General features: G+C 70.3%; 19 protein-coding genes and 2 tRNA genes. 12 read left to right on the top strand and 9 right to left on the bottom strand.

The genetic code is table 11. The features are described 5' to 3' along the window. The first annotated feature begins 236 nt into the window (after positions 1-236). Positions 237-398 (top strand): hypothetical protein, encoded by a 162-nt coding sequence (locus D5H75_RS41805; RefSeq protein ID WP_202638384.1) that lies wholly within the window; start codon positions 237-239, stop codon positions 396-398. A gap of 231 nt (positions 399-629) precedes the next feature. Here the strand turns inward: D5H75_RS41805 and D5H75_RS41800 are convergent, their stop codons facing one another. The 3 genes from D5H75_RS41800 to D5H75_RS22285 all read right to left on the bottom strand — a co-directional run bounded on the left by D5H75_RS41800 (position 630) and on the right by D5H75_RS22285 (position 4,560). After that, positions 630-851 (bottom strand): hypothetical protein, encoded by a 222-nt coding sequence (locus D5H75_RS41800; RefSeq protein ID WP_202638383.1) that lies wholly within the window; start codon positions 849-851, stop codon positions 630-632. A gap of 605 nt (positions 852-1,456) precedes the next feature. After that, positions 1,457-2,611 (bottom strand): protein kinase family protein, encoded by a 1,155-nt coding sequence (locus D5H75_RS22290; protein ID WP_242454434.1) that lies wholly within the window; start codon positions 2,609-2,611, stop codon positions 1,457-1,459. A 518-nt stretch (positions 2,612-3,129) separates the two neighbouring features. Next, on the bottom strand, positions 3,130-4,560 hold the full coding sequence (locus D5H75_RS22285; RefSeq protein ID WP_202638381.1) for a DNA sulfur modification protein DndB: 1,431 nt from the start codon (positions 4,558-4,560) through the stop codon (positions 3,130-3,132). 430 nt (positions 4,561-4,990) lie between these two features. Between D5H75_RS22285 and D5H75_RS22280 the strand changes: the two genes are divergently transcribed. The 4 genes from D5H75_RS22280 (at position 4,991) to D5H75_RS22265 (ending at position 7,166) form a co-directional block, all read left to right on the top strand. Continuing rightward, positions 4,991-5,061 (top strand) — tRNA-Phe (locus tag D5H75_RS22280). A 196-nt stretch (positions 5,062-5,257) separates the two neighbouring features. Then, a complete protein-coding gene (locus tag D5H75_RS22275) occupies positions 5,258-6,070 on the top strand; it encodes a GntR family transcriptional regulator (RefSeq protein WP_119928426.1) in 813 nt (270 codons plus the stop codon). Continuing rightward, positions 6,067-6,813, top strand: coding sequence for a glycosyltransferase family 2 protein (locus D5H75_RS22270; protein ID WP_119928462.1), 747 nt, complete (start codon positions 6,067-6,069; stop codon positions 6,811-6,813). Before D5H75_RS22275 ends, D5H75_RS22270 begins: the two co-directional genes overlap by 4 nt. A 92-nt stretch (positions 6,814-6,905) precedes the next feature. After that, positions 6,906-7,166, top strand: a complete 261-nt coding sequence (locus D5H75_RS22265; RefSeq protein ID WP_119928425.1) for a hypothetical protein — start codon at positions 6,906-6,908, stop codon at positions 7,164-7,166. A 141-nt stretch (positions 7,167-7,307) separates the two neighbouring features. Here D5H75_RS22265 and D5H75_RS22260 read toward each other — a convergent pair whose 3' ends face one another. Next, positions 7,308-8,210, bottom strand: coding sequence for an LLM class flavin-dependent oxidoreductase (locus D5H75_RS22260; protein ID WP_119928424.1), 903 nt, complete (start codon positions 8,208-8,210; stop codon positions 7,308-7,310). Positions 8,211-8,295: 85 nt separating this feature from the next. On the opposite strand from D5H75_RS22260, the gene D5H75_RS22255 reads away from it, so the two are divergent. Continuing rightward, positions 8,296-8,775 (top strand): MarR family winged helix-turn-helix transcriptional regulator, encoded by a 480-nt coding sequence (locus D5H75_RS22255; RefSeq protein WP_119928423.1) that lies wholly within the window; start codon positions 8,296-8,298, stop codon positions 8,773-8,775. A gap of 360 nt (positions 8,776-9,135) precedes the next feature. Further along, complete coding sequence (locus tag D5H75_RS22250; RefSeq protein WP_119928422.1) at positions 9,136-9,489, top strand: hypothetical protein; 354 nt, start codon at positions 9,136-9,138, stop codon at positions 9,487-9,489. Between the two features lie 236 nt (positions 9,490-9,725). On the opposite strand, the gene D5H75_RS22245 is transcribed toward D5H75_RS22250, so the two are convergent. Then, complete coding sequence (locus tag D5H75_RS22245; protein WP_119928421.1) at positions 9,726-12,116, bottom strand: chitinase C-terminal domain-containing protein; 2,391 nt, start codon at positions 12,114-12,116, stop codon at positions 9,726-9,728. Between the two features lie 230 nt (positions 12,117-12,346). On the opposite strand from D5H75_RS22245, the gene D5H75_RS22240 reads away from it, so the two are divergent. Further along, positions 12,347-12,796, top strand: coding sequence for a hypothetical protein (locus D5H75_RS22240; protein ID WP_119928420.1), 450 nt, complete (start codon positions 12,347-12,349; stop codon positions 12,794-12,796). Positions 12,797-13,031: 235 nt separating this feature from the next. Here the strand turns inward: D5H75_RS22240 and D5H75_RS22235 are convergent. Then, positions 13,032-13,106: transfer RNA gene (locus D5H75_RS22235), tRNA-Asp, on the bottom strand. A 110-nt stretch (positions 13,107-13,216) separates the two neighbouring features. Then, complete coding sequence (locus D5H75_RS22230; RefSeq protein WP_119928419.1) at positions 13,217-13,570, bottom strand: MerR family transcriptional regulator; 354 nt, start codon at positions 13,568-13,570, stop codon at positions 13,217-13,219. Positions 13,571-13,629: 59 nt separating this feature from the next. On the opposite strand from D5H75_RS22230, the gene D5H75_RS22225 reads away from it, so the two are divergent. Next, positions 13,630-14,055, top strand: a complete 426-nt coding sequence (locus D5H75_RS22225) for a nitroreductase/quinone reductase family protein (protein ID WP_119928418.1) — start codon at positions 13,630-13,632, stop codon at positions 14,053-14,055. A gap of 263 nt (positions 14,056-14,318) precedes the next feature. Here the strand turns inward: D5H75_RS22225 and D5H75_RS22220 are convergent, their stop codons facing one another. After that, entirely contained in the window at positions 14,319-15,332 is a 1,014-nt protein-coding gene (locus D5H75_RS22220) for a carboxymuconolactone decarboxylase family protein (protein ID WP_119928417.1), read from the bottom strand. A gap of 26 nt (positions 15,333-15,358) precedes the next feature. Next, positions 15,359-16,705 carry an FAD-binding oxidoreductase gene (locus D5H75_RS22215; protein ID WP_119928416.1) on the bottom strand — a complete coding sequence of 449 codons (1,347 nt, stop codon included), beginning with the start codon at positions 16,703-16,705 and terminating at the stop codon, positions 15,359-15,361. 188 nt (positions 16,706-16,893) lie between these two features. Here D5H75_RS22215 and D5H75_RS22210 point away from each other — a divergent pair, with 188 nt between their 5' ends. From D5H75_RS22210 to D5H75_RS22200, 3 genes are read left to right on the top strand one after another with little or no spacing between them, the layout of a single operon-like run. Then, complete coding sequence (locus tag D5H75_RS22210; RefSeq protein ID WP_119928415.1) at positions 16,894-18,234, top strand: sensor histidine kinase; 1,341 nt, start codon at positions 16,894-16,896, stop codon at positions 18,232-18,234. Further along, on the top strand, positions 18,231-18,899 hold the full coding sequence (locus D5H75_RS22205) for a response regulator (protein ID WP_119928414.1): 669 nt from the start codon (positions 18,231-18,233) through the stop codon (positions 18,897-18,899). Before D5H75_RS22210 ends, D5H75_RS22205 begins: the two co-directional genes overlap by 4 nt. Before the next feature lie 52 nt (positions 18,900-18,951). After that, on the top strand, positions 18,952-19,578 hold the full coding sequence (locus D5H75_RS22200; RefSeq protein WP_119928413.1) for a pyridoxamine 5'-phosphate oxidase family protein: 627 nt from the start codon (positions 18,952-18,954) through the stop codon (positions 19,576-19,578). Positions 19,579-19,593 lie beyond the last annotated feature (15 nt).

Here is a 19,593-nt window from a genome sequence, read left to right as displayed (position 1 = left end):
AGCGAAAGCTGGGCCCGCCCCACTGACAAACGATCCGCCGAAGCCACTGACAATCTCTCCGCCAGCGACAGTTGACACTCGGCGGTGAGCCGCAGACATTGATCACTGAAGCCACTATGTGCGGGAGGTGACGGATGGCGGTGTCTTTGTACGGCGAGCCCGGTGGCGCGGGAGAGGCGTTAGCGATCTTGAGCGAGACCGGCGTACCGGCTGGCGCACCCTGCTGGACAGCGTCCATGGTCAACGACGACGACACCACGAGCGTGTTCCTCACGACCCAGATCGAAGGCCACGCAGTCTTCCGGGAGTACCACGGGGCGGGCACCTTCGACCTCCCGGCCTTGCAGCCCATCACCCTCGTCACCATCAAGGAACGGACGCTCTACGAGTCTTCCTGAGTGACAAACTGAGCGACAACCTCAGCGGTCTCCGGCGGATCTTCGCGGACGTTCGCGGAGCCTTTCGCCTGTTCACGAGACACGCCGCCACAGGCCGAACGCGCGTTCCACTTGCCTGAAAAGCGGAAGGTCGGCAGTTCGACCCTGCCCCTGACCACCACGCTTCAGCAGCAAGAACGCCTCGAACGGATTATCGTTCGGGGCTCTTGGTGTCCGCTGACAGCAACGTCATCAGGCGTATCGATATTCTTCGGCGAGTTCCTGGCGGAATCTGAAGTGCTCGGTGAGGCTCATGTCCTTACCAGTGAGGTAATCGGCTATGCCGCCCATCGCTTCCTGGATCGTGCGCATGTCGAGCCTGTCTACCTTGTCGAAGGCCGGCAAGCCCTTGGTTATGACCGGGTATCGAGCTTCTTGCGCCGGAGGGTCCAGTGCGTGCAGTTGGAGTCTCAACCCTCTGACATGTTAGGTTGACTTGTCATCTCGAAGGCGCCCATCTCATCAACCAGGCCACAGCTTTCTCCCACAACTTGGCCAGACTGTGAGTACTGGGACGTCGATCTCAACTCCGGTCCCGCGTTGCACCAGGTTGACCAGGGACTTGAGGCGGAGCTCAAGCTAGTGCCTCCAGCAGATGACGAAGAAGGACGAGAGAGTCATGATTCATGCCACAGGTTCTGGCCTCGTCAACGCTTGGATGAGGCTCATGACCGCTCACGATGTGGCCCGCCTGCTGCCAGACATCCCGAAGCTCCGCGATCTGTGCCGGTCCATGGCCATATTGAGGCCATTCTGAGCCCGGAATGGCCAACCGCTACTTCTCCGGTAACGCTGCCTGGGCGCTGGGGAGGAAATGGCTTCGATGCGCAGCAGGTCGGGGGCAATACTCCATCGTCTTCTCCGAGGCGGGCGCCTACATCCGCGGCTTCGATCGCGAGGCGATGAGGAGACCCGTACTGCGACGAGCACGGCATGTCGGTCGTGAGAGCGCACCGCCCGACTTGGTTGACAGCGTCGGGACTGGATTGAGATCGCGGTCATCCTGTCCTCGCTGGTGCTCACCCTCTCGCGGATGTGTCCACCGGCGGCGCGCTGAGTTGCTCGACGTCAGCGATCAGGTCACGGACCGTCTGGTACCGGCTTGCGATGTCATGCGCTGTGCACTTCTGCACGATGCGGCTCACCGCATCCCCGGTGGCCGACAGCGACTCGCGGCCAGTGAAGATGTACGACAGCACCCAACCGATGGCGTAGATCTCATTGAGGACTCCGTACTGCCGGAAGTCGTGGAGAAGCGGGTCGCGGATGGTGCCACGCATCTCCGTCTGGGTCCGGGTGAACGTGGACGACGGGTCCTTGACCAGGCCAAAGTCCGATAGCTTTACCAGGACCGCACCGCTTTTGTAAACCTTCAGTAGGACGTTTTGGAGGCTGATGTCACGGTGCAGCAGAGGCTGGCTGTGCAGATAGCTGATCGCGTACAGGAACTGCAGTGCGATCCGCCTACGTGATGCAAAGGACAAGCTGCTGTTGCGCCGTGCAATGAACGATCTCAGAGTGGCATCACAAAACTCCATTCGGTACTCATTGCGGGCATCGTCATACTGATACACGTCGAGAATATACGGGTAACTCAGCCGTTTCATTGTCTCGAACTCATTCTTAAAGCGTGCTAGATCGCGGCTGCTAATACTTTTCTTTGCACGTTTGACTGCAAACTTAATACCGTAGTCCGGGTCGATGTACGAGTAAACGATCGCGTACGATCCCTCCCCTTCCATCTTCAGGTTCACCCGTCTTCGGTCTTTCTTTAGAACGGTCGTCGTCGCCGCCCGGAGGAACACGGGCTCGTACCGCACTAGCACGACCGGCTCGAAGTTATCCGGGACGGTACTGCCGCCGCTCATCGACAGCCACGGCAGGCACCGGTCGACAGCCTGTTGGTACCGATCGTCGAACTGCACATCGACGCCAACGGCCTTCAATGCCAGGAGGGCCTGGTTTAGCTCGTCAGCCAGTGCGATCAGTTCCCGACTGTTATCTGCCCAGTAGTGTCGAGTGCTGCGGGCCCTGCCGTTAATGCTATCGAAGTGCTCGGTTAACTGTTCGTGGAAGTATGCGAACATGGATCCGAGTTCGGAGTCGTCGTATAGGCGGGCGAAGGCCTTCGACGGGCTCTTAGCGGCGTACTTCTCCTTGAAATCCGCCAGCATCAAATCCAAAGGGGTCATCGCCTGCCTATCGCTGGTTCACACCTTCGCTTTACGTGCCGCTATGTCAGAACGTCCTGCGGTATTGTACAACCCGTAGGCCTGCGAACGCTCCGGCTTAGCGGAGATCACGCTAGCAGTTCCTGGTAGTCTGAGGGTTGCCAACGCTGCCTTGGACACGTTCGATAGTCGGATAATGAATCTTTCCCGCCTGGATATCAGTGTTTAGCTGTGGTTGCCGCGGCCATTTTAACCGTGGAGTCGGTGCTCCTGCACTTCTGCACGTCTGGCTCCGCCTGGAATCGGCGGCGTCCTGGTCGGCGTTGCGCCTGACTGGCACTGCGGATCACGCTGGACGAGTCGAGGGAGGGCTAACACGATGCCGGAACTCGACATCCCTGCCGCCGATCGCACCGGCACCCCGGCATCGACCAACCTCAACAGCTCATCGCGTTCCCGAGCACTTTCCTCCAACCACGTGAACCCGCCAGGGGCACAGGGGATTCCGCTGTAGGTGAGCTTTACTGTGCGGCGGTCGCGATCTTCTTCGGACGGCCACGACCGCGTTTGCGCGCGATCAGGCCGAGCTTAGTGAACGTCTCGTCCGTTCCCAGGGCACTGAGCTCGGGGTGCTTCTGGGTGACATGCGTGAGCACGTTGCTGATGGCCGCCTCGTAGTTCGAGCGGGTAGCGCCGCTCGCGCCCGCCCGCCAGCGCAGACCACGCAGGTCCCACGTGGTCTTCGCGAGGGTGCCCTCGAAGAACTTGTGCGTCATCGCCTTGTCATCGTCGTCGCTCGTCTTAAAAGCGTCGCGCCGCCAAGGAAGCTCGGCGAGCGCGTCTATAGCCTTGTGCGGAGACACGCCGGCCATCCGGGCGGCGGCAATGGTATTGGCGATGACGTGTAGACCGGCCGCTGCCGAGTGCAGATAGTTCTCGCGGAACTCGGTGACGGTCAGGGTGCTGTCGTTGATCTCCCGCCAACCAGGGATGTTCCGGAGGGCATAGTCCAGAAGCTCGACGATCTCCGTGCCAATCTCGACGAGTGCCTCTTCGCCAGAAATGCCCTTCTCGGTCGTGCGCTGCTTGATGACTTCGTTTAGGTGCTCCTCGCGGGCGTCGGGGGTGCGGTCACGGACACCTACGCCAGCGATAGCGGCAGCGGCCGAGCGGACCGCGGACGCGGGATAGAGGCCTTCGAACTTGCTGCCGTTTCTGCCTGCGCGCTTCTTATGCGACGCGTTGGCCAGGTAGGTAATCCGGCCCTGGAACAGCGCCGCATTCTTGATGACGTACTGGCCGAGCCGGTTCTGCATGCTCCCCTTGTCCATGACGGCGATCAGCGAGGGCGAGATCGGCTTGGTGCTCGCCATCTTGATGAATAGCGTCGACAGGATGTCGGGGTCGCCTTCGAGTAGCAGGGTCATCTCCACAGACGATTGTTCGAGATACTCGCGGACCACCAGCTCGTCACCTTCAACGGCGTCTCGCACCAGTGCCCAGACCCGGCTCAGAGAGATCTCGCGGTGCTGTCCGTCGACGGACCACGCGACCGGCGCCCCCTCATACACGGTGATCTTGACCAGGGTCACACCGGTGGCGAGCTCCTGGATCTCCTCGATTTCCACGAACTCCCGGTTCCGGTCCATGCCGATCACCAGCGTTCCCAAGTACGGGCGGTCGGACGTACGAATACCCTCGGCGATCTTCTTGATGTGGGACTCGTAGACATCTCGCTGTCCCGGACGGCTGGTGTCGTCCAGGTCATAGTCGTTGCGCTGGAGCAGAGATTCGAAGTTCCACAGCTCAGCCAGCGCCGGCATGGGTTCGGACCAGGTGAGCTTGTCCAGCTTGCCGGCCCGGGACATGAAGGCGATCCGCTCGAAGCGGATGGGCCTCTTGCCCTTGAGCTTGGCGCGCAACTGCTCGACGTCCGTCGAGGTGGCGGTCACGATAACCTCGTTCCTACGGACCCGCGGGTCTGCCAAGTAGGGGATCGGCCCGGCGATACGGAGCTCTGGACAAGCAATGTCGCCGGGTCGAGCCATGTTCTGTGATCTCCGCGACATTATCAGTGTTTAAAGAAATCGGAAACTGCTTAATAGAAACTCCTTCCCAAAATGGCCTGGCCTATTTGCCGCCCTGGCGCGCCTTGCAAGCTGGTGCGGGCCATGCAGCGGAGGCTGCCCATGGCGGACGGCTGGAGGTGGAGGCAGCGGCGCCCCCAGTTCGGGTCCGGACCAACCTCGATGGCCCGACACCACGCCCCCTGGAGGGAGGCCGACAGAAGCTCCAGGCTTCGCAGCCAGCTGACACAAGTGAAGGTGTCCCCACACGCCGACGCATCCGTCCGACCGTACACACGCGCCTGGTCACGGTCTGAGATCAGTCGAGCAGGGTGGTTGCTCCGCCTGAAAAGCGGAAGGTCGGCAGTTCGACCCTGCCCCTGACCACCTATGAAAACGCCCCGTCCAGCAGATCGTGGACGGGGCGTTTCGTGTTTGTCCGGGTGATTCGCCTGCTTGGGGCTTCGGCGGCGGCAGCATCGGGTTCTCTTCCGGGTAGGGGCGTTCCCGCACCTCAGCCACTTGTGACCCGGGTCCGCCAGGTCTGGCGGGCAGGAGACAGCGAGGCGATACCGTGAGCCGTGTGACCGGTCGGCGCCACTACCGGCCCCGTTACCTACAGGTGGCGGAGGACCTGCGAGACGAGATCCTGCGCGGGGACCTGGCGGCGGGAGATCCCCTCCCGGGCGAGCCGGTTCTCGCGGAGCGCTACCACCTGTCGCGCACGAGCGTGCGCGACGCGATCAAGCTGCTCCGGGACTGGGGCCTGGTGCGTGCTGAGCCGGGGCGCGGGACCCGCGTACGCACTCAGCGGCAGCGCGTGCGGCGCACCCCCGAGCGTTACCAGTGGGAGAAGGACCGGGTGCGTCTTCCCGAGCATGAGCGCCGTACGGCGGGCGCCACCGAGAAGGACACCGGCCTCAAGGTCGACGACCTGGAGTTCCACGCCGAGTACTCCACGGTCGAGGCCGGCGCGGACCTGGCCGAACGCTTCCAGGTGCCCGTGGGGACCCGGCTTCTCCACCGGGTCTACTGGACCAGCTCCGTCAAGGAGGGGGCGGCGCTCACGCTCGCCCGTTCCTGGCTCGTGTACGACGTGGCCGCGGCGAATCCCGACCTGCTGGACGCCGCGAACGAGCCGTGGCCGGGAGGGACGCAGCACCAGCTCCACACGCTGGGGATCGAGGTCGACCACGTCATCGACGAGATCACGGCACGCCCGCCTCAGCCGGACGAGGCTCACATTCTCGACATCGGGCCCGGCGTCTCCGTCCTGGTTCTCCGCAAGACCTCGGTGGACACGGAAGGCCGGGTCGCCGAGGTCGCGGAAACCGTCCTGCCCGGCGACCGCACCGAACTCGTGTACACGACGCGGCTTGAGAGGTGGTCCGGATGAGCGGCCTGATCTCGATCGTCACCGCGGCCTACGAGCCCGTCCCCGGATTCCTCCGGGCCGCGTACGACTCGCTGGCCGCCCAGAAGCTCCCCGCCGGCTGGTCGTGGGAGTGGGTGGTGCAGGAGGACGGAGAGACGGGTGTCCTGTCCTCCCTCCTCCCCGCCGACCCTCGCGTCAGCCCCGGCCAGGGCCGCCGGGGCGGACCCGGCGTCGCCCGGACGCTCGCCCTGTCCCGCGCGAACGGGCGGCTCGTCAAGGTCCTGGACGCCGACGACCAGCTCACTCCGGGCGCCCTCGCCCGCGACATCGACGCCCTGGCCGACCCCCGCATCGGCTGGGCCACCTCTCGCGTCCTGGACCTCCTCCCGGACGGCTCCACCGTGGGCTTCGAGGGAGACCCGCCGGAAGGCCCCATCGCGCGCGGGGCCGTGCTGGAGCGCTGGCTGGCCCATGACCACCGCGCCCCGGTCCACCCGGCGTCCCTGTGCGTCCGGCGGGACCTGCTCCTGGCCCTCGGAGGCTGGATGGCCTTGCCGGCCTCCGAGGACACCGGACTCCTCATCGCGGCCAGCGCCGTCAGCACGGGCTACTTCTCCGCCGAGCCCGGTCTTCTCTACCGGAAGTGGCCGGGCCAGGTGACGAGCCAGGCGGCGCACATGGACGAGACGGAGCGAGCGGCGCGAATGCGGGTGATCGAGCAGCGGGCACGAGCGCTCGCGGAGCTCTTCCCCGACTCGATCTAGCCCGCGCACGGCTCAGCCGTCCCGTGGTTGACACCACCCGTGCGGCCGCGGACATTGATCGATGAGCGACGACACGTGCGGGAGGCTATCCGATGGCGGTGTCCTTGTACGGCGAGCCCGGCGGCACGGGCAAGGTGCTCGCGACCGTGACCGAGACGGGGGTGCCCGCGGGCGCCCCCTGCTGGACGGCGTCCGTGGTCAACGATGACGACTCCAAGAGCGTCTTCCTCACGACCCAGATCGAGGGCCACGCCGTCTTCCGCGAGTACCACGGCGCCGGCACCTTCGACCTCCCGGCCCCGCAGCCGATCACCCTGGTCACCATCAAGGACCGGACGCTCTACGAATCATGAGGGCGCCGCCCACGCGCCCGCCCGGCGGCCCCAGGGAACCGTCCCCGCTGTCCGGCGGCCCCAGGGAACCGTCCCCGCTGTACAGCCAGGCCCCCTGCGCGCCGGGTCGGCGTCGGGGGCCTGGGCCGGGCCGGACCGGCTTCACTTGCGGGCGGCCGTCGCTTCTCGCACCGCGGGGACCACTTCGTTCGCCCAGCGGGACAGGTGCTTGTCGGTGGGGATGTGGCCCGGGGCGAAGTAGGTGAAGCCGGAGGCGCCGTGGTCGAGGACGGCGCCGGTCAGCTCCTCCGTCCACTGCCTGACCGAACCGCCCCGCCAGCGGCCCTGGTCGTCGCGGGGGGAGGGGAGGTCGCGGTCGGTGATCACGCCGGGGAGGTTGTAGACGGTGATCACGTCGGCGGGGTCGCGGCCGGCCGCGGCGGCGGCCTCGTCGATCACCGGCCGGGACTCCCGGTAGCGGGGGCTGAGCCAGTCCGCGGCGTGGCCGGGGATCCAGCCGTCGGCCACGCGCCCGGTGGCGGCCAGGGACTTGGGGCCGACCGAGCCGGTCCAGACGGGCGGAGCCGGGACGGGGGCGGGCGGCAGGTCCTTCACGTGGTAGAACTCGCCGTCGAAGGTGAGCGGCTCGCCGCCGCCGGACAGGGCGCGGATGAGGATGATCGCCTCCTCCATCGCGCGTACGGCCGCCGCGGGCGGGAGCTTGGGCACGCCGAGGCGGGCGATGTCGTCCCAGGAGCCGCCGGCGCCCATGCCCAGGATCACCCGCCCGCCGGACATCGCCGACAGCGAGGTGATGGCCCGCGCGAGCATCGGGGCTGGGCGGCTCGGCAGGTTCGTCACGTTGACCAGGCCCGATATGCGCTCGGTACGGCCCAGGGCCACGCCGACCATGGAGTACGCGTCCAGCCGGTCGCCGAAATAGGGATGGTCGGAGACGGTGAACACGTCCAGTCCCGCGTCGTCCAGCAGGCTCACGTGCCGCAAGGTGTCGGCCGCGCCCGCCAGGGCGGTGCTGACCCCGGCGCCGAAGTACAGTTCTCGCATCGTGGATCCTTCCTTTCCGGGGCACGCCCCGGACACGCTCATTCGTATGGCGAACGAACAATCGTCAGAGTGCTAACCTTGATGAATGGGTAAAGCCGCGGAAGAGCTCGGGGTCGTGAGCGGCCTGGTGCGGGCCGCATTCCTGGTCAACAGCGTCTACGCCGAATCCGCCCGTGAATACGGCCTGACGCCGCAGCAGGGGCAGCTCCTCTGCGTGCTGATGGCGCAGCCGTACGGCATGAGCGAGCTGGGCGGCGTGCTGCGCCTGGCCAAGTCGAGCCTCACCGAGCTGGTGGACCGCACGGCCCAGCGCGGCCTGGTCAAGCGCGAGTCCGACCCGCGCGACCGCCGGGTCGTCCGCGTCGCGCTCACCGAGCGCGGCGCCGAACTCGCCGACGTCTTCTACGCCGAGACCTGCCGCCGGGTCGAGGAGCTGTCCGCGGGCCTGCCCGAGGGGGACCGGGAGACGCTGGGCGCGCTGCTCGGCCGCGTGGTCAGCGACAACCGCGTCCCGGCGGTGTTCCCCGAGCGCGACGAGGCCCCGGTGGCGGCCCGCGACAACTGAGCCGCGCCCGCCGGCCACGCCGCCGCCGTTTCCCATGATTTCCGCTCCTCGCATCGCACCACCGCTTGTTCGCTACCCGAACCATATTGGTTCGGTACACGAACTTCAAGCCCTGAATCGGCCGCCGAAGCCGGCGCGGACGCCGTACGGCCGGCGCGGCGCCGGAGTCCCTGATGCCCGCGCCGGTCCCTCCGGCCGGTCCGCCCGTGAATGGAGCGACCCGGCGCGCCCGGCTCCCCTTTGCCGCTCGCGCTGATGCCCGCCCTCCCGGGGAGCCCGCGACCGCCCGAGGGCCGGGGAAGTCCGGATGTTCCGGGAAGCGGGCGCTTACGCTGGGGGAGGCGACGTGAGGAGGGCCGGATGGATGCCACGGCGTTGGCGGCGATCATCTCCGCGCTGGCCGGAGGGGCGGCGGGCGAGGCCGGGAAGAGCGCCTGGAACTCGCTGACCGCGCTGGTCCGCAGGCGGTTCGGGGACGACTCGGCGGAACTGGAGCGGCGTCCCCCGGACGAGGCCGCGGCCGGGCTGGTGTGGCGGGCCGGGGCGGACCCGGAGTTCGGCGAGGCGCTCGCGGAGTGGATGCGCGACGCCTCCGCCCTCGTCCAGCAGCGCCGCGACGTCACCAACACGATCTCCGGCGACGCGCGCGTCACCGGCCCCGTCATCCAGGCCGGTGACATCCACGGCTCCATCAACCTCGGCGGCCCCCACTGACCCACCCCTGACCCGGAGCCCGGAGCGCGGCCCGCGACCGGGCCCGCGACCGGGGGCCCGGGGTCCGGAGGCCGGGGCGGGGCCCGGAGTTCGCCGCCTGGGGCCGTCCGGCGTGCTTCCGCCCGGAACGCGGTACGGCGGGCCCGGTGAGGGCCCGCCGTACCGGGGGCGCTTCACGGGGTGAGGGAGGCGGGAATCCCGTGCCGTGGGCGCCGGTCTGCGGCCGGATCAGGTGATCAGCAGGGGCCGAGGTCCTTCCAGACGCCCCACTGGCCGGTGGTGCCGGGCTCCTCGCCCTGGGTCCACCACTTGGCCTCCCACGTGCGGCCCTTGTGCGAGACGCGCTGCCCGCCGTTGTAGACCGTGGCCGCGCTCCACGGCGCGGCGGCGCAGGTCCCGCCGGTCGGGGTGGGAGTCGGGGTCGGAGTCGGCGTCGGGGTCGGAGTCGGCGTCGGGGTCGCGGTCCCCGTCGGCGTCACGGTCGGCGTGGGCGTCGGGGTCGGGCCGGCGCCTCCCCGCGCCAGGTCCTGCGGCAGGCCGTACGTCTTCCCGCCGAAGGTCAGCGTGTGGTTGGCCTGTCCCGGCGTCGGCAGGTAGTAGACGTAGTCCACGGTCACCGAGGCCCCCGGCGCGAGCGTCTGCCACGTCGGCAGCTTCATCGAGATCCGGTGGAAGTCGCCCTTGAGCCCGCCGACGTTCGGCCCGGTGTGCTCGCTGCTGATCACCCGGAGCCCGAACCCGGACTGGTCCCTGGCGTTGTTCGGCGCGGAGGTCGCGTAGTCCCACTGGAACTCCGCCCCGCCCGGGATCGTGACCTGCGACCGGTTGGTGATCACCAGCTTCGGGCTGATCGGGTAGTTGCTGTCGCCCACGGGGAAGCCGGTGGACTCGATCGTGACGTCGATCTTCTCGGCGGGCGCCGGCGTCTTCGCCCGCGTCGCGCCGTACGGCGAGGCGGTCCTGAACCGGTCGTGCATGAGCGAGGTCAGGGTGTCGCCCATGAAGTACTCGCCCTTGCCCGCGTCCCACCGGTAGTCCCCGGCGAGCTCCCAGATCATGATGCCGCCCAGGCCGCGCGCCTTCACGTAGTCGGCCTTGGCGGCGATGGACTGCTCGTCCTCGGTGGACAGGAAGACCTTCTTGCCGGCGTTCCAGAGCCAGGGGGCGGTGAGGGTGGTGTCGTAGTGGCGGGTGTACGTCCCGGTGAGCTTGTCCTCGGGGTCCTTGTCCGGGTCGAGCCCGTACGCGGGGCCGTACGACCCGGCGATGCCCTTCTCCAGGTTCTTGGCGTGCCACATCGGGTTGGAGCCCGCGCCGACCTCCTTGCCGTTCTCGGTGTCGTGCCACAGGTTGTCGATGCCGCGCGCCCCGTCGCCGCAGGCGGTCAGGCCCTGCGGGCAGCTTCCGGCGGGCCCGTGCGAGGTGCCCCACAGGCCGTTCGTCCCGCCGTTGACGTTCTTCCAGCCGCGCGTGTAGTACGGCACGCCGATGTTGATCCGGCCGGACTGCATGGCGCCGCGGAAGTAGTGGTAGGCCCAGTCGGTGTTCAGGTAGCCGATCCCGCCGTAGGACGCGTTGCCGTACACGCCCCACTTGGCCAGCTCGGCGTCCTTGCCGTCGTCGAACAGCGCGGCGTTGGGGCCGACGAACTCGTTCCAGGCGCCGTGCAGGTCGTACGACATGATGTTGACGTAGTCGAGGTACCGCGTGACCTGGAAGGCCTCCATCCCGCGCAGGAGGTACCCCGAGGCGGGGGCGGCGACGGTGAGCATGTAGTACCTGCCGTCGGCCGCGGCGGCCCGGTCGAGCTTCTCGCGCAGCGTCTTCATGAGCGCGACGTAGCCCTTCATCAGGTGCGGGCGGCGGGCGTTCGCGATGGTCCAGTCCAGCGGGTTCCCGGCGTCCTTCATCGAGGTCGGGTACTCGTAGTCGATGTCCACGCCGTTGAAGCCGTACGTCCGCAGGAAGGCGACGACCGAGTCGGCGAACGTGTCGATCCCGGCCTGGTTGACCGATCCGTTGGCGTTCGTGGTCATCGAGTAGAAGCCGCCGGAGTCAACCCGGTTGCCGCTGTCGTCGAAGTACCCGCCGGTCTCCGCCCATCCGCCGACCGAGATCAGCGTCTTGGTGTCGGGGAACCGCTTCTTGTACTTGGCGAGCAGGTTGAAGTGGCCCTTGTACGGCAGCGCGGGGTCGAGCTCGGCCCCGGGCACGCCCGGCCACTCCATGCCGATCGCGGGGTTGTCCGCGCGGTTCCCGCCGACGGAGATCTTGTTGGACCCGTCCACGTGCGCGAACGCGTAGTTGATGTGGGTGACCTTCCCCCACGGCACGTTGTTCGCGAGGTAGGCCGGTCGCCCGTCCTTCCCGTGCCGCCAGCCGGTGAAGTATCCGATGATCCGCCGGGGGTGGTCGGCGCCCATCCGCTCTCGCCCGTTCTCGTCATAGGCGAGGCAGTAGGGCACCTCCACCCCCGGGGTGCGGTAGAGCCCGTCGGGCCGGCAAGCCTCCGAATCGCCGGCCCGGGCGGACGCGCCCGCCGTACCGAGTAGCCCGCTGAGGACCCCGGCGACGAGCGCCAGCGAGGCCCCGCCGGCGGCTACCGCCGACCACAAGCGTGAAGACATGAAGGGCACCTCCGACAGTCGGAACCGACTCCGAAGCCCGCCCCCAGGGCCTTGCCGCGAAGCTACGTCGGCGTGAGCGGCCCAGTCAACGCTTTCTTACAAGAAACTTTCCTATTAGTTCGTTCTCGGTATCCCCGGCGGTCGCCGTTCCGCCGTACGGCCGAGCCGGGGCCCGGCGGATCGGCCGAAAGGACGGCGACACCCGCCGGGGGTGTCCGTACGGTGATCCCATGGATCCCACGAGCCGTGACCTTCACGAACTGCGCCTGGGGCTGTACGGCACGGCGGCGGACCGCGAACGCCTGCTGGGGGAGTTCCGCGCCCTCCTGGACGCGGAGGCGCCCGGCCGCTGGAAGCTGCTGACGGCCGAGGCGGACGATCCGGTGGACGACGAGCTGACCGTCGCCGACCTCTACGCCGAGCTTCCCGTCCAGTGGCGCGCCGAGCACCCCGCCGAGTCCCCGGGCGAGCGCGCCGTCTTCGAACTGCGCGCCGGGGTCCTCGCGACCTTCCCCGAGGCCCGCGTCCTCCTGGACGCCCTGACCAGGGCCGTCTGCCCGGACCCGGAACACCCCGGTCCCTGCCCCGTCCCCTGGTCCTCGTCGGGGGTCACACCCCCGCTCGACCCCGCCGACCGGGCCTACCTCGCCCACCACTACGCCTCCCTCCGCACCCCCTGACGGCGGGGTACGGCGAAGCCGGGCGCGACCCCGCGGGGTACGGCGAAGCCGGGCACGGTCCCTGGGCACGGCGAAGCCGGGCGCGGCGAGACCACGGCACGGCCGTACGGACCTGCGGCGCGGCCGTGCGAATCCGGCGCGCGCCGTGCGGATCCGGCGAGCCGGGGCGCGGCCGTACGGAAAGCGGAACGCCCCGGCCGCGAGGGGCGGCCGAGGCGTGATCGGGAAGGGATTGCGGTCCTGACGGGATTTGAACCCGCGGCCTCCACCTTGACAGGGTGGCGAGCACTCCAAACTGCTCCACAGGACCAGGCGTCCGGGAGGAGAACCTCCCGAATCCGTCGCCGAACTCTACCGCGTCCAGCCCCCGGAGCGTTAACGGAACCGGTGACGGCTTCGCGCGGGGGCCGGCGTCCGGGGTCAGGCGGCGGGGAGGTGGGCGGCGGTCATCAGGTTCGCCAGGGCGGAGCGGGTGCGCTGGAGGTCGGCGATCTGGGTGTCGAGGGTGCCCAGGAGGACGCGGAGGTGGTCGCTGACGCAGGCGTCGATGTCGGGGACCTCGCCGTGGACGCAGGGGAGGATGTCGCGGATCAGGCGGGTGGGAACGCCGGCGGCGAGGAGGGTGCGGATGTTCCGCACGGTGACGACGGCGTCGGGACCGTAGCGGCGGTGGCCGCTGGCGGTGCGCTCGGGGACGAGGAGTTCCTGCTCCTCGTAGTAGCGCAGCAGGCGCGGGTTCACGCCGGTCTCACGGGCGAGGTCCCCGATCTTCATGTGATCCACCTCACATCCCCTTGAATCTCACATCGATGGCAGATTCTAGCCTCGTTCACATGACAACGACTCAGACCCTCAATCCCAATCCCTTCAACCGCGCGGTGATCGAGGAGTTCCGGGCCAACGCCGGGCACGTGTCCCGCTTCCCCGGCTCCAAGCTGCTGCTCCTCACGACGACCGGCGCGCGCACCGGCCTGCCGCGCACGACCCCCCTGATGTACCTGCCCGACGGCGACCGCCTGGTGGTCTTCGCCTCGAACGGCGGTTCGCCCACCGCCCCCGCGTGGTTCCGCAACATCCTCGCGAACCCCGAGGTCACGGTCGAGGTGGGAGACGACCGGTACACCGCGCGGGCGACCGTGATCGACGAGCGGGAGTACGACGAGCTGTGGGCCCGCCAGATCGCCGTCGAGCCCGACTTCGCCCAGTTCCGTCCGCGCACCACCCGCGTGATCCCCCTCGTCGCCCTGGAACGCGCCTGAACCGCCCCGCCCCCCGCGCCGGGCTCTCGCCGTACGGCGGGCGACGCGCCACGCGGGCTCAAGGGCGGCAGGCCCGGACGGGAAGCGGCCCCGGCTCTCGCGCCGGTCACGCCGTCTCCGCTCATCGGGAAACGGGCGGAGACCGCGTGATCGGCGCGAGAGCCGGGGCCGGAACGATGACGACGGCGAGGACGACGACGAAGACGACGACGAAGACGCCGGGGATGGCGTCGGGGATGGCGTCGGGGATGGCCGGGCGGGGGTCAGGCGGCTGACGGGGCGCGGGTGAGGCCGGCCTCCACGTGTTCGACGGCCGTGAGCGCGCCGAAGGCCACCAGCCGCACGAGGTCCGCGTCGCGGCCCGGGGACGCCGCCCGCCAGGCGGCCACGTCGGAGTCGGTGAGGCGGTACGGGGCCAGGGCGGTCAGGAGGACGATCCGCGCCGCCGGGACGTCCTCCTCGGCGGCCGCCCACAGCGGGGCGTCGAGCCAGGACGAGCCGAACGACGGGTGGTCCCCGTCCCAGAACGCCACCGAGTCCCTGATGACCGCCCGCGTCCCGGCCGACAGGAGGTCCCCCACGTCGCCGGCCTCGGCGCGCAGCGCGGCGAACGCGATGCCGACCGGGGACCGCCCGGCCCACGCGGGGACCTGGGGCGACCCGGCGAGCAGGGGGAGGCTCGCGCCCGGCTCCACGCGGCGGCGGATCGCGCGGGAGAGCGCCCGGCCGGCGGCGGCGCGGACCACGGCCGAGCGCTGCGCGTTGCCGGGGAGGACGTCCGGCGTGAGCAGGGCCGACACGATCCGGTTGATGAAGTGGAAGGCCAGGGCCGTGCCGAGGTACTCCGGCGCGTGCGCGGCGGGGAACGGGGCTTGCGGGAGCGCGGACGGGGTGCGGGTCGCCTTGCCCCAGGCGACCAGGCGGGCGTGCCCGGGGTCGTCGGGGATCTCGTCGCGGGCGATCGCCTCGGCCAGGCGGCGGTCGCCCAGGCCGTGCACGAGCATGCTGTGCGCGTCCACGCAGAACGGGCAGCGGTTCGCCAGCGACACGCCCCCGGCCACGGCCTCCTTGCCGAGTCTCGGCGCGTCCCCGGCGAAGAGGGATTCGCGCAGCAGGGCCCAGGCCGCCGCGAGCACCCGCGGGGCGGGGGACAGGGTCAGCATCGTGGGCGGCCGGGACGTCGGGAAGTCCCGGTCGATCTGTGCGTACACCCGCGCGACCAGCCCCGTCGCGCGGGCCGGGTCCACCGGGGTCACGTAGCGGTACCGCGAGGCCATCTCGAACCTTTCAGCCGGGAGCGCGGTCAGGCGGGGACGATGTTGTGGTTGAGGCGGAACCGGTTCCCCGGGTCCCAGTCGCGCTTGATCCGCGCCAGCCGGGCGTGGTTCGCCTCCGTGAACGCGCTGCGCGTGCGCGAGGTGTCGGTGAGGAAGTTCAGGAACGACCCGCCCGTGGCGTACGGCGCGATCGCCCCGGCGACCCCGTCCACCGCGGCGAACTCCGGGCCGTCGGGCCCGCCCGAGACGGCACTGACGATCACCGAGTACGGCGTGTCGCGGTGCCCGGCCGGTCCCGCGTCCGGGCCCGGCTTGGCCATCGCGCCGCCCCAGTGGCGCACCTCGATCGCGGAGACGGAGGGGCCGCCGGAGCCGAGGGCGGCGCACAGGGCGTCGGTCAGGCCGCCGGGCAGGTCGTCGAACAGGTCGATGTGCTGGCGCACGGCCATCGGCGGGTGCGGCGGCCCACCCAGGGCCAGGCTCGCCTCGCCGAAGGTCATCTCCGCGAACCCGGGGGCCAGCGGCGGCCCGGCGACCTCCAGCAGCGGGGCCAGCCACCGCTGGGCGGCCTCCTCCGTGCCCACGTGGAAGACGCGGATCCCGAGCACCGGCCGGCCCCGCAGCGGCTCGGGCACCTGCGGCGAGTCCGGCATGCGCATCAGCAGCACCGCCGTGCTCAGCTCGTCGGGCTCGGCCGGGGCCCACTCGCGGTAGCGCGCGAGCACGTCGGCCGCCCGCTCCACCGGGTACATCGCCAGGCCGGCGTACACCCACCGCACCGGGTACAGCCGGAACGCCAGCGACGTCACGACGCCGAAGCTGCCGCTCCCGCCGCGCAGCGCCCAGAACAGGTCCGGGTTCTCGTCGGGGCTCGCCGTGAGCCGCCGCCCGTCCGCCGTCACCACCTCGGCGGAGACCACGCTGTCGGCCGCGTAGCCGTACAGCCGGGACAGCCAGCCCGCGCCGCCCCCGAGCGTGTACCCGGTCACGCCGACGGAGCCGGTGCCGGAGATCGGGGCCAGGCCGTACGGCTCGGCCGCCGCGAGCACGTCGGCCCAGGTCGCGCCGGGCCCGACGCGGGCGATGGCGCGGGCCGGGTCCACCTCGACGGAGGCCAGCCGGCCGGTCCGCAGCAGCAGGCCGCCGTCGCAGGGCACGAGCGTGCCGTGCCCGGTGGACTGGACGGCGAACGGCAGGTCGCGTTCGCGCGCCGCCAGCACGGCCCGCCGCACGTCCTCGGCGTCGGCGGCCTCGGCGACGAGCGCGGGGTGGGCGTCCAGGCGCAGGTTCCACGGTCGGCGCAGGGCCTCGTAGCCCGGCGTGAGCGGGCGGTGGATCTCGCCGGCGAAGTCGCGGATGCGGGTGTCGAGCATCGGATCCCCCTTGCTGTCGGTGTGCTCCGATGCTCGCCGCGCGGCCCCCTCCGGGTCGTCGTACGGCCGGAGGCACCCGCGGCTACTCCCGCCAGGGGCGGAGCGGGGCGCCTACTGCGGGGGGAGTAGCCGCGGGGCACTCCCCCGGCGGGAGGTGGCCGGGGGGTTTTGGGGCTAATGTGCGGAAGATGAACGGGCGACGAGCGTGGCGGGAGAACTGGCCCGACCTGGCCCTGGGCGGCGGGCTCGCCGTGACCCTGGCGGTGAACTCGCTGGTCCTGGCGGAGAAACCGGCGGACCTCCTGGACTACCTGCTCATGGCGGCCGGCGCGGGGGTGCTCGTCGTCGGGCGGCGCGTGCCCGCGGTGGCGCTGGTGGTCTCCACCGCCGCGATGGTGGCGTACTCGCTGCGGTCGGACCCCGGCGTCTCCGCGATGGTCCCCGTGCTGGTCGCGATCTTCCTGGCCGTGCGGGCGGGCACGTTCGTGCTCTCCTCCGTGGCCGGGCTGCTGTTCCTGTCGGCCTCGTTCGCGGTCGAGCTGCTCGGGGTGGCCGACGGCCGGCCCGCGCGGCAGATCACCGAGCGCCTGGGGCTCGCGATGGGCTGGTTCGTCGCGGCGATCGTCGCGGGCGTGGTGTCCCGTCACCGCCAGGCGTACCTGGAGCAGGTCGAGCAGCGCGCGGTCGAGGCCGAGCGCACGCGTGAGGAGGCGGCGCTGCGCCGCGCGGGCGAGGAGCGGCTGCGCATCGCGCGGGAGCTGCACGACTCGCTCACCCACAACATCTCGATTATCAAGCTCCAGGCGGGAGTGGCCGTTCACCTGCACCGCAAGCGCGGCGAGGAGGTGCCCGAGGCGCTGCTGGCGATCCAGGAGGCCAGCACCGAGGCGATGCGCGAGCTGCGCGCGACCCTCGACGTGCTGCGCCGGCCCGAGGACGAGGCCCCGCCGAACGGGCTGCACCGCCTCGGCGAGCTGGCCGAGCGGTTCCGCTCCGCCGGGCTCGCGACCACGCTCTCCGTGCGCGGCCCCCGCCGGCCCCTGCCCGAGCCGGTGGAGCAGGCGGCGTACCGGATCGTGCAGGAATCCCTCACGAACGTCACCCGCCACGCCGGCGGCGCCCCGGCGACCGTCCTGCTCACCTACGAGGCCGACCGCCTCGTCGTGCAGGTGGACGACGCGGGCACGGCCGAGCCCGACCCCTCGGCGGTCCCCGGCGTCGGCCTCATCGGCATGCGCGAGCGCGTCACCGCCCTCGGCGGGCGGCTCACCGCCGGTCCCCGTCCCGGCGGCGGCTTCCGCGTCCGCGCCGAGCTCCCCGCCCCCGCCGCGGACGCCCCCGCCGCGGACGCTCCGCCCGCAGAGGAGGCGCTGCCCGCGGTGGACGCCCCGCCCGCCGGGGATTCCGCCGTCGCCGTACGGCCCGGGGCCGCCGCGACCGGGGAGGAGCGCGCGGGAGCCGTACCCGTGCACGCGGCGCCGGAGGGGACGGCCGCGGGCGACCGGGAGCAGGGGGGCGCGGCGCGGTGATCCGGGTGCTGCTGGTGGACGACCAGGCACTGATGCGCGCCGGGTTCCGCGCGCTGCTGTCGGCCGAGGACGACATCGAGGTCGTGGGGGAGGCCGGGGACGGGGCGCGCGGCGTCGAGATGGCCCGCGCGCTGGTGCCGGACGTGGCGCTGGTGGACGTGCAGATGCCGGTGATGGACGGGATCGAGGCGACGCGCCGGATCGCGGCCGAGCCGGCGCTGGCCGGGGTGCGCGTGGTCATCGTGACCAACTACGGGCTGGACGAGTACGTCTTCAACGCGCTGCGGGCGGGCGCGACGGGGTTCGTGCTCAAGGACACCGAGCCGGAGGACCTGCTCCAGGCCGTACGGCTGGCCGCCCGAGGCGACGCGCTGCTGTCCCCGGCGATCACGCGCAAGCTGATCGGCGAGTTCGTCTCCCGCCCGCCGGGCACGGTGTCGGCGGACGCGCTGGAGGTGCTGACCAACCGCGAGCGCGAGGTGGTGGCCCTGGTGGCGCGGGGCCTGACCAACGAGGAGATCGCGGCGAAGATGGTGATCAGCCCGCTCACCGCCAAGACCCACGTCAGCCGGGCCATGACCAAGCTGAACGCCCGCGACCGGGCCCAGCTCGTCATCCACGCCTACGAGTCCGGCCTGATCGCCCCCCGGACCCCGGCCGGGTAGAGGCCGCTGATCTATCCTCGGACTCCGGGCATATGTGACAGAAGGGGCATACATGGACGGGGTTGTGAAGGTCGGGTCGGCGGCTGAGCTGCGCGAACTGCTCGGGGAGCCGATGCCGCGCGCCATCGCCAAGGAGCGCAAGCGGCTGCACGAGCTGGACCGGATGTGGCTGGCGGCCTCGCCGTTCTGCCTGATCGCCACGGCGGGCGCGGAGGGCGACTGCGACGTCTCGCCGAAGGGGGACCCCGCCGGGTTCGTCCACGTCCTGGACGACACCACGATCGCGATCCCGGACCGGCCGGGCAACCGCCGCGCGGACGGTTTCCGCAACATCCTTGAGAACCCGCACGTGGGGCTGCTCTTCGTGATCCCGGGCCGTCCCGACACCCTGCGGATCAACGGCCGCGCGACGCTCGTGCGCGAGGCCCCGTTCTTCGACGACATGATCGTCAAGGGCCACCGGCCGCGCCTCGCCCTGATCGTCGAGATCGACACGATCTTCCACCACTGCGCGAAGGCGTTCATGCGCTCCTCCCTGTGGAAGAGCGAGACCTGGAACCCCGCGGCCGTTCCCGGCATGCCGGAGATCGTCAAGGCGGTGCAGCACGCCGAGGAGTCCCTGGAGGAGCTGACCGCCTACTACGGGCCGAGCTACGCCGACCGTCTCTACGCCTCCTGACGCCTCCTCCTCCGG

This window comes from Bailinhaonella thermotolerans (genome assembly GCF_003594875.1).
Classification (GTDB): Bacteria; Actinomycetota; Actinomycetes; order Streptosporangiales; family Streptosporangiaceae; genus Bailinhaonella; species Bailinhaonella thermotolerans.
The sequence above is the reverse complement of the archived record's forward strand: the minus strand, read 5'-3'. Positions and strand labels throughout refer to the sequence as shown.

Coding starts and splice junctions, on each gene's coding strand:
- D5H75_RS22240 (WP_119928420.1), top strand. CDS start 12,347: ATGGATCCCACGAGCCGTGACCTTCACGAACTGCGCCTGGGGCTGTAC.
- D5H75_RS22245 (WP_119928421.1), bottom strand. CDS start 12,116: ATGTCTTCACGCTTGTGGTCGGCGGTAGCCGCCGGCGGGGCCTCGCTG.
- D5H75_RS22255 (WP_119928423.1), top strand. CDS start 8,296: ATGGGTAAAGCCGCGGAAGAGCTCGGGGTCGTGAGCGGCCTGGTGCGG.
- D5H75_RS22290 (WP_242454434.1), bottom strand. CDS start 2,611: ATGCTGGCGGATTTCAAGGAGAAGTACGCCGCTAAGAGCCCGTCGAAG.
- D5H75_RS22270 (WP_119928462.1), top strand. CDS start 6,067: ATGAGCGGCCTGATCTCGATCGTCACCGCGGCCTACGAGCCCGTCCCC.
- D5H75_RS22215 (WP_119928416.1), bottom strand. CDS start 16,705: ATGCTCGACACCCGCATCCGCGACTTCGCCGGCGAGATCCACCGCCCG.
- D5H75_RS22200 (WP_119928413.1), top strand. CDS start 18,952: ATGGACGGGGTTGTGAAGGTCGGGTCGGCGGCTGAGCTGCGCGAACTG.
- D5H75_RS22225 (WP_119928418.1), top strand. CDS start 13,630: ATGACAACGACTCAGACCCTCAATCCCAATCCCTTCAACCGCGCGGTG.
- D5H75_RS22265 (WP_119928425.1), top strand. CDS start 6,906: ATGGCGGTGTCCTTGTACGGCGAGCCCGGCGGCACGGGCAAGGTGCTC.
- D5H75_RS22230 (WP_119928419.1), bottom strand. CDS start 13,570: ATGAAGATCGGGGACCTCGCCCGTGAGACCGGCGTGAACCCGCGCCTG.
- D5H75_RS22250 (WP_119928422.1), top strand. CDS start 9,136: ATGGATGCCACGGCGTTGGCGGCGATCATCTCCGCGCTGGCCGGAGGG.
- D5H75_RS41805 (WP_202638384.1), top strand. CDS start 237: ATGGTCAACGACGACGACACCACGAGCGTGTTCCTCACGACCCAGATC.
- D5H75_RS22210 (WP_119928415.1), top strand. CDS start 16,894: ATGAACGGGCGACGAGCGTGGCGGGAGAACTGGCCCGACCTGGCCCTG.
- D5H75_RS22260 (WP_119928424.1), bottom strand. CDS start 8,210: ATGCGAGAACTGTACTTCGGCGCCGGGGTCAGCACCGCCCTGGCGGGC.
- D5H75_RS22220 (WP_119928417.1), bottom strand. CDS start 15,332: ATGGCCTCGCGGTACCGCTACGTGACCCCGGTGGACCCGGCCCGCGCG.